Origin of the sequence: Aquariibacter albus (assembly GCF_014145335.1) — a bacterium.
In the GTDB taxonomy this organism is placed as follows: domain Bacteria; phylum Pseudomonadota; class Gammaproteobacteria; order Burkholderiales; family Burkholderiaceae_C; genus Aquariibacter; species Aquariibacter albus.
Genome location: NZ_JACIVI010000005.1, coordinates 78,254 through 91,487, shown reverse-complemented (window position 1 = coordinate 91,487; position 13,234 = coordinate 78,254). Strand labels below are relative to the sequence as shown.

General features: G+C 71.6%; 14 protein-coding genes and 1 pseudogene. All 15 read left to right on the top strand.

From position 1 onward, the window contains the following. The first annotated feature begins 81 nt into the window (after positions 1 to 81). Entirely contained in the window at positions 82 to 981 is a 900-nt protein-coding gene (locus H4F90_RS12815; protein ID WP_182665215.1) for a TauD/TfdA dioxygenase family protein, read from the top strand. 47 nt (positions 982 to 1,028) lie between these two features. Then, on the top strand, positions 1,029 to 2,054 hold the full coding sequence (locus tag H4F90_RS12810) for an ABC transporter substrate-binding protein (protein ID WP_182665213.1): 1,026 nt from the start codon (positions 1,029 to 1,031) through the stop codon (positions 2,052 to 2,054). A gap of 1 nt (position 2,055) precedes the next feature. Next, positions 2,056 to 2,895, top strand: a complete 840-nt coding sequence (locus H4F90_RS12805) for an ABC transporter ATP-binding protein (RefSeq protein ID WP_182665211.1) — start codon at positions 2,056 to 2,058, stop codon at positions 2,893 to 2,895. Further along, a complete protein-coding gene (locus H4F90_RS12800; RefSeq protein WP_182665209.1) occupies positions 2,892 to 3,797 on the top strand; it encodes an ABC transporter permease in 906 nt (301 codons plus the stop codon). Before H4F90_RS12805 ends, H4F90_RS12800 begins: the two co-directional genes overlap by 4 nt. A gap of 105 nt (positions 3,798 to 3,902) precedes the next feature. Further along, on the top strand, positions 3,903 to 4,475 hold the full coding sequence (gene ssuE, locus H4F90_RS12795; protein ID WP_182665206.1) for an NADPH-dependent FMN reductase: 573 nt from the start codon (positions 3,903 to 3,905) through the stop codon (positions 4,473 to 4,475). Positions 4,476 to 4,505: 30 nt separating this feature from the next. Further along, entirely contained in the window at positions 4,506 to 5,510 is a 1,005-nt protein-coding gene (locus H4F90_RS12790) for a sulfonate ABC transporter substrate-binding protein (RefSeq protein ID WP_235972190.1), read from the top strand. 19 nt (positions 5,511 to 5,529) lie between these two features. After that, positions 5,530 to 6,699, top strand: coding sequence for an FMNH2-dependent alkanesulfonate monooxygenase (ssuD, locus tag H4F90_RS12785; RefSeq protein WP_182665202.1), 1,170 nt, complete (start codon positions 5,530 to 5,532; stop codon positions 6,697 to 6,699). Between the two features lie 3 nt (positions 6,700 to 6,702). Then, positions 6,703 to 7,113, top strand: a complete 411-nt coding sequence (locus H4F90_RS12780) for a VOC family protein (protein WP_182665200.1) — start codon at positions 6,703 to 6,705, stop codon at positions 7,111 to 7,113. Next, positions 7,085 to 7,875 (top strand): annotated as a pseudogene (gene ssuC, locus H4F90_RS12775) (aliphatic sulfonate ABC transporter permease SsuC). The gene H4F90_RS12780 and the pseudogene ssuC overlap by 29 nt, the downstream one beginning before the upstream one ends. A gap of 10 nt (positions 7,876 to 7,885) precedes the next feature. Next, the gene (locus H4F90_RS12770) at positions 7,886 to 8,764 is read left to right on the top strand and encodes an ATP-binding cassette domain-containing protein (protein WP_182665198.1); all 879 of its coding nucleotides are present in this window, start codon (positions 7,886 to 7,888) and stop codon (positions 8,762 to 8,764) included. A 308-nt stretch (positions 8,765 to 9,072) separates the two neighbouring features. Then, a complete protein-coding gene (locus H4F90_RS12765) occupies positions 9,073 to 10,383 on the top strand; it encodes an O-acetylhomoserine aminocarboxypropyltransferase/cysteine synthase family protein (RefSeq protein ID WP_182665196.1) in 1,311 nt (436 codons plus the stop codon). Positions 10,384 to 10,472: 89 nt separating this feature from the next. Further along, positions 10,473 to 11,057 carry a beta-class carbonic anhydrase gene (locus tag H4F90_RS12760; RefSeq protein WP_328700928.1) on the top strand — a complete coding sequence of 195 codons (585 nt, stop codon included), beginning with the start codon at positions 10,473 to 10,475 and terminating at the stop codon, positions 11,055 to 11,057. A 158-nt stretch (positions 11,058 to 11,215) separates the two neighbouring features. Further along, positions 11,216 to 12,133, top strand: a complete 918-nt coding sequence (locus tag H4F90_RS12755) for a DUF3034 family protein (RefSeq protein WP_182665192.1) — start codon at positions 11,216 to 11,218, stop codon at positions 12,131 to 12,133. 38 nt (positions 12,134 to 12,171) lie between these two features. Further along, positions 12,172 to 12,618, top strand: coding sequence for a group I truncated hemoglobin (locus tag H4F90_RS12750; protein WP_182665190.1), 447 nt, complete (start codon positions 12,172 to 12,174; stop codon positions 12,616 to 12,618). A 146-nt stretch (positions 12,619 to 12,764) separates the two neighbouring features. Continuing rightward, complete coding sequence (locus H4F90_RS12745) at positions 12,765 to 13,232, top strand: rhodanese-like domain-containing protein (RefSeq protein WP_182665188.1); 468 nt, start codon at positions 12,765 to 12,767, stop codon at positions 13,230 to 13,232. Positions 13,233 to 13,234 lie beyond the last annotated feature (2 nt).

Sequence of the window (13,234 nt, the reverse complement as noted above, 5' to 3'; positions counted from 1 at the left end):
CGCCGCTTCCCCCGCCGCGGGGTGGCTTCCTACAGTCGCGCTCCTTTCTGAGCTGCCTCCCCGCCGGGGCGGTCCGTGCCGATGTCCGCGCTTGCTGAACCGCTGCCCCCGACGACCGGGGTCGACGCGTCCCTGGTCTTCCGTGCCTTCGAGGCCCCGCTGGGTGCCGAGGTGCTCGGCCTGCGCCTGGACCGTCCGCTGCCCGAGCACGCCTTCCGCGCCGTGCACCGTGCGCATCTCGACCACCATGTGCTCGTCTTCCGCGGCCAGCAGGCGGTGACGCCGCAGCAGCAGATCGACTTCAGCCGCCGCTTCGGCCCGCTGCAGATCCATGTGCTGCACCAGTTCGGCCTGGCCGGGCATCCGGAGATCCTGGTGGTCTCCAACATCGTCGAGCAGGGCCAGCCGGTCGGCCTGGGCGATGCCGGCCACTACTGGCATTCCGACCTGTCCTACAAGGAGCGGCCCAGCCTCGGCTCGATGCTGCTCGCCCAGGAGCTCCCCGCCGAGGGCGGCGACACGCTGTTCGCGAACCAGCACCTGGCCTGGGCCGCGCTGCCCGTCGCGCTCAAGCGTGCGGTCGCGGGTCGCCAGGCCGAGCACAGCTACCTGTGCAAGTACGAGGCCCTGCGGGCCCGCAGCCCCTGGCGGCCGAAGCTGAGCGAGGCCCAGGTGGCCGCCGTGCCGCCGGTGCGCCAGCCCGTCGTCCGCACGCACCCGGAGACCGGCCGCGCCGCGCTCTTCGTCAGCGAGCACTTCACCACCCGCATCGTCGGCCTGCCCGAGGACGAGAGCCGCGCCCTGCTGGCCGAGCTGTTCGCGCACAGCACGCGGCCCGAGTTCGTCTACCGCCACCGCTGGCAGCCGGGCGACATGGTGTTCTGGGACAACCGCTCGGTCATGCACCTGGCCGCCGGCTGTCCGCCGGAGCAGCGCCGCCGCCTGCACCGCACCACGATCGAAGGCGACCGGCCCTTCTGAGCCTGCGTCGCGCCTGCCCCGCCCCTTCCCCTGAACGAGACCGTCCCATGCGTCCCTTCCTGCGTCGCCGCGGCACTGCGGCCCTGATCGCCCTCGGCCTCGGCCTGGGCAGCCTGCTCGCCAGCGCGCCGGCCCATGCCGAAGGCAAGCTGCGGATCGCGCAGCAGTTCGGCATCGTCTACCTGCTGCTGAACGTGGCCCAGGATCAGAAGCTGATCGAAGCCCAGGGCCGCAAGCTGGGGGTGGAGATCGACGTCGAGTGGGTGCAGCTCTCCGGTGGCGCCGCCGTCAACGACGCGCTGCTGGCCGGCTCGATCGACATCGCCGGCGCCGGCGTCGGCCCGCTGCTGACGCTGTGGGACCGCAGCAAGGGCCGGCAGGACGTCAAGGGCGTGGCCTCGCTCGGCAACTTCCCCTACTACCTGCTGAGCCACAATCCCAAGGTCAGGACGATCGAGGACTTCGGCGACGGCGACCGCATCGCGCTGCCGGCGGTCGGCGTGTCGGTGCAGTCGCGCATCCTGCAACTGGCCTCGGCCCAGCGCTGGGGCGACGCCGCCTACAACCGGCTGGACAAGCTGCAGGTGGCCGTGCCGCATCCCGACGCGACGGCGGCCCTGATCAGCGGCGGCACCGAGATCAACGCCCACTTCAGCACCCCGCCCTTCCAGCAGCAGGCCCTGGCCGGCAACCCCAAGGTGCATGTGGTGCTGAACTCCTACGACGTGCTCGGGGGCCCGTCCTCGGCCACCGTGCTCTACGCGACCCGCAAGTTCCGCAGCGAGAACCCGAAGACCTACCAGGCCTTCGTCGCCGCGCTGCAGGACGCCGTGCGTCTCGTGCAGGGCCAGCCCGAGCTGGCCGCCGACGCCTACCAGCGCGTCAGCGGCGCGAAGATCGACCGTGCGCTGCTGCTCTCGCTGCTGCGCGACCCGCAGATCCAGTTCAAGCTCACGCCGCAGAACACGCTGACGCTGGCGAACTTCATGCACCGCGTCGGCGCGATCAAGAACAAGCCGGCCGGCGTCGCCGACTACTTCTTCGACGACGCCCACAACGCGGCCGGCAACTGAGATGACGGCGGCGCTGCCCGATCCCCTGCTGGCGCTGCGCGGCGTCACGCTGGACTACGCCACGCCCGAGCGCATCGTCCGCGCCACCCACCGCATCAGCTTCGACGTGCACCGTGGCGAGCGCCTGGTGCTGCTCGGCGCCTCGGGTTGCGGCAAGTCCTCGCTGCTCAAGGCGGTGGCCGGCTTCGTGCCGCCGCGCGAAGGCGAGATCGTGCTCGACGGCCAGCCGGTGCGCGGCCCGGGGCCGGACCGCTATGTCGTCTTCCAGGAATTCGACCAGCTGCCGCCCTGGAAGACCGTGCGCCAGAACGTCGCCTTCCCGCTGGCCGTGCAGGCCCGTGGCCGGCGTCTGGATGCGGCCACGCGCGCGGCGCGGGTCGAGCATGCCCTGCAGCAGGTGGGCCTGACCGACTTCGGCGACGCGCACCCGCACACCCTGTCGGGCGGCATGAAGCAGCGCGTCGCGCTGGCCCGCGCGCTGGCGATGGAGCCCAAGATCCTGCTGATGGACGAGCCCTTCGCCGCGCTGGATGCCCTGACCCGGCGCCGCATGCAGGAGGAACTGCTCGGCCTCTGGGACCGGCTGCGCTTCACGCTGCTGTTCGTCACCCATTCCATCGACGAGGCGCTCATGGTCGGCACCCGAATCGTCGTGCTGTCGCCGCACCCCGGTCGCGTACGGGCCGAGATCGATGCGCAGGACTTCGGCCTGCACAGCGGCGGCCAGGCGGCCTTCCAGGCCGCAGTCGACCGCATCCACCGTCTGCTCTTCGAGCCCCTGCAGGCCGTGGGCGGCACGCCGACACCCTCGGCGGCACCGCGGCGGGAGGCGGTGCAATGAGCGTGATCCCGCTCGACCCGCACGGCCTGCGCGCCCCGGCCCTGCAGCCGCCGCGCCGACCCGACTGCGAGCACGTGCTGGCCCCCTTCACCGAGGCCCCGCTGGCCCGGCCGCGCAGCCTGCTGCAGCGCCTGGTCGCGCAGGGCCCGCTGCGGCGCGGCCTGGTGCTGCTGGTGCTGGGCCTGCTGTGGGAAGGCGGCGCGCGCTGGGCCGACAACGAGCTGCTCTTCCCCAGCCTGCTGGCCACCGCCCGCGCCTTCGCGGAGGCCTGGGCCCGCGGCGAGCTCGCCAAGGCCGGCGGGCATTCCCTGGCCGTGCTGCTGCAGGGCTACCTGCTGGGCATCGTCGCCGCCTTCGCGCTGACGGGCCTGGCCGTGTCCTCCCGCTTCGGGCGCGAGGTCCTGTCGACCCTGACCGGCCTGTTCAACCCGCTGCCCGCCATCGCGCTGCTGCCTCTGGCCCTGCTGTGGTTCGGCCTGGGCAGCAAGAGCCTGCTCTTCGTGCTGGTGCACGCGGTGCTGTGGCCGCTCGCGCTGAACATGCTGAGCGGCTTCGAGTCGGTGCCCGAGACGCTGCGCATGGCCGGCCGCAACATGGGCCTGCGCGGGCCGCGCTATGTCGCGCAGATCCTGGTGCCGGCCGCGCTGCCGGCCCTCCTGACCGGCCTGAAGATCGGCTGGGCCTTCGCCTGGCGCACGCTGATCGCGGCCGAGCTGGTCTTCGGCACCACCTCCGGCCAGGGCGGCCTCGGCTGGTTCATCTTCCAGAACCGCAACGAGCTCTACACCGACCGGGTCTTCGCGGGCCTGGCCACCGTGATCCTGATCGGCCTGGCGGTCGAGACCCTGGTCTTCGCGAGCATCGAGCGCCTGACCGTGCGTCGCTGGGGGCTGCAGCGCTGATCGTCTGCTGATGCAGGCTCAGTGCGAGAGCCTGCATCGCAAACCGCATAAGCAAGCGCCAAAGCCTTGCTTGGTGGCCGCGGGGCCGGCTCCTAAGCTGGCGCCATGTCTTCCTCCCTGCCGCCCCTGCGCATCGTCGGCCTGTCCGGCAGCCCCTCGAATCGTTCACGCTCGGCCTGGCTCCTGCAGCTGGCGCTGACCCGTCTGGAATCGCGGGCCCTGCGCATCGACAACGTGCCGATCCGCGAGCTGCCGCCCGCCGCCCTGCTGGCCGGTGATCTCGACGACGCGCCGCTGCGCCGTGCGCTGGGCGTGGTCGCCGAGTCCGATCTGCTCGTCATCGCCACGCCCATCTACAAGGCGTCCGCCAGCGGCCTGCTGAAGGTCTTCCTCGACCTGCTGCCGCAGGACGGCCTGCGCGGCAAGACCGTGCTGCCCCTGGCCACCGGCGGCAGCCTGGCCCATCTGCTGGCGCTGGACTGGTCGCTGCGGCCGGTGCTGGCCGCCCTCGGGGTGCGCCACATCCTCGACACCGTCTACGCGACCGAAGCCCAGCTGCCGCCGCATGCGGCCGGCGGCTACCTGCCGGACCCGGCCCTGCTCGTCCGCCTCGACGAGGCCCTGCAGCCGCTGCGGGCCCCGGCCCGCACCCCGCCCGTGCTGAGCCCGTTGCGCTGAGCCCTTCCCCTCCCACGACCCACGATGCCCATGTCCGACTCCCACGCGCCCCTGTCCTTCCGCCGCCGCGGCGTCTTCGCGCTGGCCGCGGCCTTTGCGCTGGCCGCGGCCGCCCTCGGCGGCCCCGCCCCGGCCCGTGCGCAAACGGCCCCCAAGGAGCTGCGCATCGGCTTCCAGAAGTCCGCCAGCCTGCTGGTGCTGCAGAAGGCCAGCGGTTCGCTGGAGAAGAAGCTCCAGCCGCTCGGCGTGGCCGTGCGCTGGGTCGAGTTCCCGGCCGGCCCGCAGCTGCTGGAGGGCCTGAACGTCGGCTCGATCGACCTGGGTTTCGTCGGCGAGGCGCCGCCCATCGTGGCCCAGGCCGCCGGCGCGAACTTTGTGTACGTGGGCCATGAGCCGCCGGCCCCGCAGGCCGAGGCCATCGTCGTGCCGAAGGATTCGCCGATCAAGAGCGTCGCCGAGCTCAAGGGCAAGAAGATCGCGCTGAACAAGGGCTCGAACGTCCACTACCTGCTGGTCAAGGCGCTGGAGAAGGCCGGCCTGCAGTACAGCGACGTGCAGCCGCAGTTCCTGGCCCCGGCCGATGCGCGGGCCGCCTTCGAGCGCGGTGCGGTCGACGCCTGGGCGATCTGGGACCCCTTCCTCGCCGCGGCCGAGCTGCAGGTGCAGGCCCGCGTGCTGACCGACGGCCGCGGCGTCGCGCACAACTTCCAGTACTACCTGGCCGAGCGCGGCTACGTCGAGAAGCACCCGCAGGTGCTGCAGGCCGTGTTCGAGGACATCGAGGTGCAGAGCCGCTGGCTGCAGGCCAACCTGAAGGAGGCGGCTGCGCGCATCGCGCCGCTGCAAGGCCTGGATCCGGCCATCGTCGAGCGCAGCCTGTCGCACTACCCGCTGGGCGTGAAGCCGGTGAGCCCCGAGGTGGCCGCCGAGCAGCAGAAGATCGCCGACAGCTTCCACGCGCTCAAGCTGATCCCCAAGCCCATCCGCATCGTCGACGCCCTGCCGAAGCAGCCGCTGAAGCTGGCCGGCCACTGAGCCCGGCACCGTCCCCACCATGAAGCTGCTCTGGTTCATCCCGACCCACGGCGACTCGCGCTACCTCGGCACGTCCAAGGGCGCGCGGGCGGCCACCTTCGATTACTTCAAGCAGGTCGCGATCGCCGCCGACAGCCTGGGCTTCGAGGGCGTGCTGCTGCCGACCGGCCGCTCCTGCGAGGACTCCTGGGTGCTCGCGGCCAGCCTCATCGATGCGACCCGCCGCCTGAAATTCCTGGTCGCGCTGCGCCCGGGCCTGGTGGCCCCGGCGCAGTCGGCGCGCATGGCGGCCACGCTGGATCGCCTGTCCGGCGGGCGCCTGCTGGTCAACCTGGTCACCGGGGGCGATGCCGAGGAACTGGCCGGTGACGGGCAGTTCCTCGACCACGGCGCGCGCTACGCCCAGTCGCGCGAGTTCATCCAGATCTGGCGCGAGCTGCTCGAACGCAGCCACCGCGGCGAGCCGCTGGACTTCGAGGGCGAGCACCTCGGCGTGCGGTCCGGCAAGCTGCTGTATCCGCCGCTGCAGCGGCCCTGGCCGCCGATCTACTTCGGCGGTTCGTCCGAGGCCGGCCATGCCCTGGCCGCGGCCGAGGTCGACACCTACCTGAGCTGGGGCGAGCCCCCGGCTGCGGTGGCCGCCAAGCTGGCCGATGTGCGGGCGCGCGCGGCGGCGCTGGGCCGCACGCTGAGCTACGGCGTCCGCCTGCATGTCATCGTCCGCGAGACCGAGGACGAGGCCTGGCGGGCCGCTGCCGAGCTGCTCAGCCACCTCGACCCGGCCACGGTGTCGGCGGCCCAGGCCAAGTTCGCCAGCATGGATTCGGTCGGCCAACGCCGCATGGCCGAGCTGCACGGCGGCCGCTTCAATCCGGCCGACGTGCGCGAGGGCCTGGAGATCAGCCCCAACCTCTGGGCCGGGGTCGGCCTGGTGCGCGGGGGGGCCGGCACCGCCCTGGTCGGCAGTGCCGAGCAGGTCGCCGAGCGCCTGAAGGAATATGCGGCGCTGGGCATCGAGCACTTCATCCTGTCGGGCTATCCGCATCTGGAGGAGGTGCATCGCGTGGCCGAGCTGCTGTTCCCGCTGCTGCCGCTGGAGCGGCCCCAGGCCCTGCCGGGCCAGGTGCTGACGGGGCCGTTCGGCGAGATCGTGGCCAACAGCTACGTGCCGCGCGCCGCGGCCAGCTGAGCGATGGCGGCCGAGATCCAGGCGCTGGACCATGTCCAGCTGCCGATCCCGCTGGGCGGGGCCCGCCAGGCCCGCGCCTTCTACGAGCAGGCGCTGGGCCTGGTCGAGTGGCGCGATCCGCGCCTGGACCAGCCCGGCGTGCTGCGCTACCGCCTCGGCAGCCAGCGCCTGGACCTGTGCGAGGGCGCCTACACCGGGGTCGCACCGCAGGCCCATCTGGCCCTGCAGGTCCATGCGCTCGACGCGCTGCACGCACGCCTGCAGGCCGCCGGCTGGCCGGTGGACCGGCAGGCGCTCGATGCGCAGGTCCGCCTCTACGTCGAAGACCCCTTCGGTAACCGACTCGAACTGATCGAGCGGCTTGCCTTGCCGCGAGTGCCCCTCCATGTCGACCCCCAACGTCTGGCGATCTGAGGCCTTCAAGCTGCTGCGGCCCTGGCTCGTACCCCTGGGCATCCTGCTGGGCTGGGCCCTGGCCTCGCGCAGCGGCCTGCTGTCGAGCCGCGTGCTGCCCGAGCCGCTGGCCGTGGCCCAGGCCTTCTGGACCCTGCTGCGTTCGGGTGAACTGGCCGAGCATGTGGCCATCAGCGCGCAGCGCGCGCTGACCGGCCTGGCCCTGGGCGGCGGCCTGGGCCTGCTGCTGGGCTTGCTCAACGGCAGTTCACGCCAGGCCGAGAACCTGCTCGACACCACGCTGCAGATGCTGCGCAACATCCCGCCGCTGGCGCTGATCCCGCTCGTCATCCTGTGGTTCGGCATCGACGAAACGGCCAAGATCTTCCTGGTCGCGATCGGCGTGTTCTTCCCGGTCTACCTGAACACCTTCCACGGCATCCGCTCGGTCGATCCGGGCCTGATCGAGATGGCGCGAAGCTACGGCCTGCGCGGCTGGGCGCTCTACCGCCACGTGATCCTGCCGGGTGCCGTGGCCTCGGTGCTGGTCGGCCTGCGCTTCTCGCTCGGCCTGATGTGGGTGCTGCTGATCGTCGCCGAGACCCTGTCCGCGCATTCGGGCTCGGCTACCTGACGATGAATGCACGCGAGTTCCTGCAGACCGATGTCGTGCTGGTCGGCATCCTGCTGTACGCGCTGCTCGGCAAGCTGGCCGACCTGCTGGCCAAGGGCCTCGAGCGCTGGTGGCTGCGCTGGCATCCCGGCTACCGCGCGACATCCTGAGGCTCACGCCATGATCCTGAATGAACTGGAGGGCGCAGCCCTCGGATTCGTCGAACGCACGCCCCAGGCCGGCCCGGTCGCGGCGTCGGCGGGCGGCCTGCCGCCCGAGGCCCCCGGCCTGGGCATCCGGATCACGGGGGTGCGCCGGCAGTTCAGCCAGCGCCCGGTGCTCGACGGCCTGGACCTGACCATCCAGCCCGGCGAGTTCGTCGCCATCGTCGGCCGCAGCGGCTGCGGCAAGAGCACGCTGCTGCGCCTGATCGCCGGCCTCGACCGCCCCGATGGCGGCGACGTGCAGCTCGCGGGCGGGGCCGGGCCCGACATCCGCGTGATGTTCCAGGACGCGCGCCTGCTGCCGTGGAAGCGTGTCATCGGCAATGTGCTGCTGGGCCTGGACGGACCCGATGCCCACCCGCGCGCGCGCGAGGCCCTGGCCCAGGTAGGCCTGGCCGACCGCGCCCACGACTGGCCGGCCGCCCTTTCCGGCGGCCAGCGCCAGCGCGTGGCCCTGGCGCGTGCCCTGGTGCACCGGCCCAAGCTTCTGCTGCTCGACGAGCCGCTCGGTGCGCTCGATGCCCTGACCCGGATCGAGATGCAGCGCCTGATCGAATCCCTGTGGAAGCAGCATGGCTTCACGGCCCTGCTGGTCACCCACGACGTCGCCGAAGCGGTGGCCCTGGCCGACCGCGTGCTGCTGATCGAGGACGGCCGCTTCGGCCTGGACCAGGCCCTGGCGCTGCCGCGACCGCGCTCGCGCGGTCACGCGGCCTTTGCGGCGACCGAGGAGGCCGTGCTGCAGCGCGTGCTCGGCCAGCCGGCAAGGGTGGACACCGCGCCCCCGCCGGAACGGCTGGGGCCTGCCGGCCTGCCGTGGCGCTTCGCGGTCTGAGCCGCATCCGATCGGCTGCCGCGCCCGGCGCGGCCCCTTCCCCTTCCGGACCCTGACGGCGTCCCGGCTTCGCGGCCGGGACGCCGTTGTCTTTGGGCGACGCCAAGGCGACGGCCGTCGCCCCAAGCCGGCCTGCCGCGATGTCGCTGGCGTTGCTGCATCAGCAGGCCTGTCCCCGCATCAGCATCCCGCTGGCGATCGACACCCGGCACAGCCGCGCCGCCATGAGGACATGCCGATTCATCAGTTCGCGACGCCAGGGCGCACGCCTACGCTGAGCGTCATCGTCAACCCCTTCAGAGCACACCATGGCCCAAAGCAAGAACGATCCGAGCTGGCGCTTCGACACCCGCGCGGTGCATGCCGGCTACACGCCCGATCCGGTCACCAAGTCGGTCGCGGTGCCCATCCACCAGACGGTGGCCTATGCCTTCGACAGCGCGCAGCACGGCGCCGATCTGTTCGACCTGAAGGTGCCGGGCAACATCTACACGCGGATCATGAATCCGACCCAGGATGTGCTGGAGCAGCGCGTCGCCGCGCTCGAAGGCGGCATCGCCGCGCTGGCGCTGGCTTCGGGCCAGACGGCCGTGACCTATGCCATCCTGACGATCGCCGAGGCCGGCGACAACATCGTCGCTTCCACCGCGCTCTACGGCGGCACCTGGAACCTGTTCGCGCACACCCTGCCGCAGTACGGCATCCAGACCCGCTTCGCCGACCACCGCCAGCCGGAAAGCTTCGAGGCCCTGATCGATGCGAAGACCAAGGCCATCTTCGTCGAGTCGCTGGGCAACCCGCAGGGCAACGTGACCGACATCGCCCGCGTGGCCGAGGTGGCCCACCGCCACGGCCTGCCGCTGATCGTCGACAACACCGTGCCGACGCCCTACCTGCACCGGCCGATCGCCTTCGGCGCCGACATCGTCGTGCACTCGCTGACCAAGTACCTCGGCGGCCACGGCAATGCCCTGGGCGGCGCGATCGTCGACGCGGGCACCTTCCCCTGGGCCGAGCACAAGGCCCGCTTCAAGCGACTGAACGAGCCGGACCCCAGCTACCACGGCGTGGTCTACACCGAGGCCCTCGGCCCGGCGGCCTACATCGGCCGGGCGCGGGTCGTGCCGCTGCGCAACATCGGCGCGGCGATCTCGCCCTTCAATGCCTTCCTGATCCTGCAGGGCATCGAGACCCTGGGCCTGCGCCTGGACCGCATCAGCGACAACGCAGGGGCCCTGGCGCGGCATCTGAGCCAGCATCCGAAGGTGGCCTGGGTGAACTACGCCGGGCTGGAGGATCACCCCGACCATGCCCTGGTCCGCAAGCAGTTCGGCGGCAAGGCCTCGGGCCTGCTGACCTTCGGACTGAAGGGCCCGGCCGGCGAGGGCCGCGCACGCGGTGCGCGCTTCCTCGATGCGCTGCAGCTCTTCACCCGCCTGGTGAACATCGGCGACGCCAAGTCGCTGGCCACCCATCCGGCCTCGACCACGCACCGCCAGCTCTCGCCCGAGGAACTGGCCCGGGCCGGCGTCAGCGAGGACGCGGTGCGCCTGTCGGTCGGCATCGAGCATGTCGAGGACCTGCGCGCCGACCTGGACCAGGCCCTGGCGGCGGTCTGAGCCCCGCCCGCGCCATGCCGTCCTTCCTCCGCCGGAAGCTCGCCCGCTTCCTCCGCCCCCGTGCCGCCCTGCCGCCTCCGGAGCCTGCCGTGTCCCTGCTGAACGAAGTCCTTGCCGCCAACGCGAAGTACGCCGAGACCTTCGGCGACAAGTCCACGCTGCCCTTGCCGCCGGCCCGCCGCTTCGCGGTGCTGACCTGCATGGACGCCCGGCTGGATCCGGCCAAGTACGCCGGCCTGGCCGAGGGCGATGCGCACGTGATCCGCAATGCCGGCGGCCGTGCGAGCGACGACGCGATCCGCTCCCTGGTCATCTCGCACAAGCTGCTGGGCACGCAGGCCTACTTCGTCGTCCACCACACGGACTGCGGCATGGTGCTGTTCACCGACGAGATCATCTCCGGCTTGCTGGAGAAGAGCCTCGACACCGCGGTCCTCGATGCGGAGGGCTGGCACGACGTGGGGCACAGCGCCGGCTCGTCTGCCGGCCGCTACATCCGCTGGCTGACCATTTCCGACGCCGAGCAGGCGGTGCTCGACGACGTCACCCGCATCCGCCAGCACCCGCTGATCGCGCGCGAGATCCCGATCCACGGCTACCTCTACGACGTGCGTTCGGGTCGCTTGGTCGAGGTGCCGCGGGCCACTGCCGCGGGCCAGCCGCTGGCGCACTGATCCCGGCCGGCCGCCCTCGCGCGCCGGCCCTTTCCTCCCTCCCCGGATCGACTGGTTCCGGGCCGTCCAGGCCCGGGCTGGGCGCAGCCTTGCCTGCGGGCGGCCGGGCCCGTCAGGCAAGCCCCGGGCTTGTCTCCCTTCTCTTCGAGAGTTCCACGATGCGTTTCAAGAGTTCGCTGAGGCCGCTGCTGGCGGCTTCCCTCACCACCCTGGCGACCGGCGGTGCCTTGTCGCAGGACCTGCCCCGGCCTGACCTGGGCAAGCTGCTGCTGACCGGCGGGGTCAGTGCCTTCGAGGGCTCCGGCGGGGGCGGGCTCACCCCCTGGGCCCTGATCACCGGCTACGGCACCCGCAACAGCTACGGCGGCAACATCCACTACACCTTCTTCGACTCGGGCGACTACCAGGTCAAGAGCCCGGGGGTGGCCCTGGGCATCGCCGACCGCTTCGAGCTGTCCTATGCCGAGCACAAGGTCGAGACCGAAGGCGGCGCCCTCCAGGGCGTGACCGTGCGCCAGAACATCTTCGGCGTGAAGCTGAAGGTGCTCGGCGATGCCGTCTACGACCAGGACAGCTGGCTGCCGCAGATTGCCGTCGGCGCGCAGTTCAAGGACCACCAGGGCATCCGCGGCCTGGGGGGCACGACCAAGCCGACCGATCTCGGGGCGAAGAAGAACCGCGGCACCGACTACTACGTGTCGGCCACCAAGCTCTTCCTCGCGCAGAGCCTGCTGCTCAACGGCACGGTGCGCCTGACCAAGGCCAACCAGTTCGGCGTGCTTGGCTTCGGCGGTGACCGCGAGGATCGCTACAAGCCGCAGCTCGAGGCCTCGGCCGCCTACCTGCTGGCCCGCGACTGGGTGGTCGGCGCCGAGTACCGCAGCAAGCCCCGCAACCTGTCGATCGACCGCGAGAAGGACGCCTTCGACGTCTTCCTCGGCTGGGCGCCGAACAAGCACCTGTCCGTGGTGCTGGCCTATCTCAACATCGGTCCGCTGGTCACGGGCGCCCCCGGCAGCCCGATCAATCCCAAGACCCAGGACGGCTACTACCTGTCCGTCACGGCCGGCTTCTGAGTCGTCCTCTTTCCTGCCGTCCCTTCAAGGAGAACTCCATGAACCGCTTCCATCGCGGCCTGGCCCTCGGCCTGTTCGCCCTCGGCGCCGCGGCGCTGCTCCCGGCCCGGGCCGAGCCCGCGGCCCCGGCCCCGACGCTCTACCAGCAGCTTGGCGGCGCGCCGGCCATCGCCAAGGTGATCGATGACTTCGTCGGCATCGTCGCGGCCGACAGCCGCATCAACTTCCAGTTCGCGAAGACCGACATCCCGCGTCTCAAGCAGCTGCTGCGCGAGCAGTTCGGCCAGGCCCTGGGCGGCCCGGAGCGCTACAGCGGTCGCGACATGAAGAGCAGTCATGCCGGCCTGGGCATCACCAATGCGCAGTTCAATGCGCTGGCCGAGAACCTGTACGAAGCCCTGAACCGCAATGGCGTGCCCTACCGCGTGCAGAACGTGATCCTGGCCAAGCTGGCCCCGCTGCAGCCGGACGTGGTCGAGCGATGAAGGCCAGCTCCCCGCCGGGCGCCGGGCGGCCTGCTTTGCAACCCGCACGCATAAGCAAGCGCCAAAAGCTTGGTTCCCGCCCGGCGGGGGGCTCCCTAAGCTGGCGGCTATCGCCATCAAGCCCCCAGGCTTTCCGAGATCTCGCCATGTCCGCTGCGCTCGCCGACACCCCCCTGCCCGCCGTTCTGGAACGCGCCCAAGCGGCCGCCTTGCGCGAGGGCCTGGCCTATGCCGGTGGCGTGACGCCGCCCGAGGCCTGGGCCCTGGTCCAGGCCGGTCAGGCCGTGCTGGTCGACGTGCGAACGGCCGAGGAGCGCAAGTTCGTCGGCCAGGTGCCCGGCAGCGTGCATGTGGCCTGGGCCACCGGCACCGCGCTGACGCGCAACCCGCGCTTCGTCCGCGAGCTGGAGGGCAAGGTGCCGAAGCACGAAACCCTGCTGCTGCTGTGCCGCAGCGGCAAGCGCTCGGTGCTGGCCGCCGAAGCCGCGGGCAAGGCGGGTTTTGCGCGGGTCTTCAATGTGCTGGAGGGCTTCGAGGGCGAGCTGGATGCCGAGCAGCACCGCGGCCGCGCCGATGGCTGGCGCTTCCACGGCCTGCCCTGGGTGCAGGACTGAAC

What these genes read in the sequence shown, in the direction of transcription:
- ssuE (WP_182665206.1), top strand. Translation starts at nt 3,903, where the DNA reads ATGTCTTCCTCCCTGCCGCCCCTGCGCATCGTCGGCCTGTCCGGCAGC.
- H4F90_RS12770 (WP_182665198.1), top strand. Translation starts at nt 7,886, where the DNA reads ATGATCCTGAATGAACTGGAGGGCGCAGCCCTCGGATTCGTCGAACGC.
- H4F90_RS12745 (WP_182665188.1), top strand. Translation starts at nt 12,765, where the DNA reads ATGTCCGCTGCGCTCGCCGACACCCCCCTGCCCGCCGTTCTGGAACGC.
- H4F90_RS12790 (WP_235972190.1), top strand. Translation starts at nt 4,506, where the DNA reads ATGTCCGACTCCCACGCGCCCCTGTCCTTCCGCCGCCGCGGCGTCTTC.
- H4F90_RS12780 (WP_182665200.1), top strand. Translation starts at nt 6,703, where the DNA reads ATGGCGGCCGAGATCCAGGCGCTGGACCATGTCCAGCTGCCGATCCCG.
- H4F90_RS12815 (WP_182665215.1), top strand. Translation starts at nt 82, where the DNA reads ATGTCCGCGCTTGCTGAACCGCTGCCCCCGACGACCGGGGTCGACGCG.
- H4F90_RS12810 (WP_182665213.1), top strand. Translation starts at nt 1,029, where the DNA reads ATGCGTCCCTTCCTGCGTCGCCGCGGCACTGCGGCCCTGATCGCCCTC.
- H4F90_RS12800 (WP_182665209.1), top strand. Translation starts at nt 2,892, where the DNA reads ATGAGCGTGATCCCGCTCGACCCGCACGGCCTGCGCGCCCCGGCCCTG.
- H4F90_RS12750 (WP_182665190.1), top strand. Translation starts at nt 12,172, where the DNA reads ATGAACCGCTTCCATCGCGGCCTGGCCCTCGGCCTGTTCGCCCTCGGC.
- H4F90_RS12805 (WP_182665211.1), top strand. Translation starts at nt 2,056, where the DNA reads ATGACGGCGGCGCTGCCCGATCCCCTGCTGGCGCTGCGCGGCGTCACG.
- H4F90_RS12755 (WP_182665192.1), top strand. Translation starts at nt 11,216, where the DNA reads ATGCGTTTCAAGAGTTCGCTGAGGCCGCTGCTGGCGGCTTCCCTCACC.
- ssuD (WP_182665202.1), top strand. Translation starts at nt 5,530, where the DNA reads ATGAAGCTGCTCTGGTTCATCCCGACCCACGGCGACTCGCGCTACCTC.
- H4F90_RS12765 (WP_182665196.1), top strand. Translation starts at nt 9,073, where the DNA reads ATGGCCCAAAGCAAGAACGATCCGAGCTGGCGCTTCGACACCCGCGCG.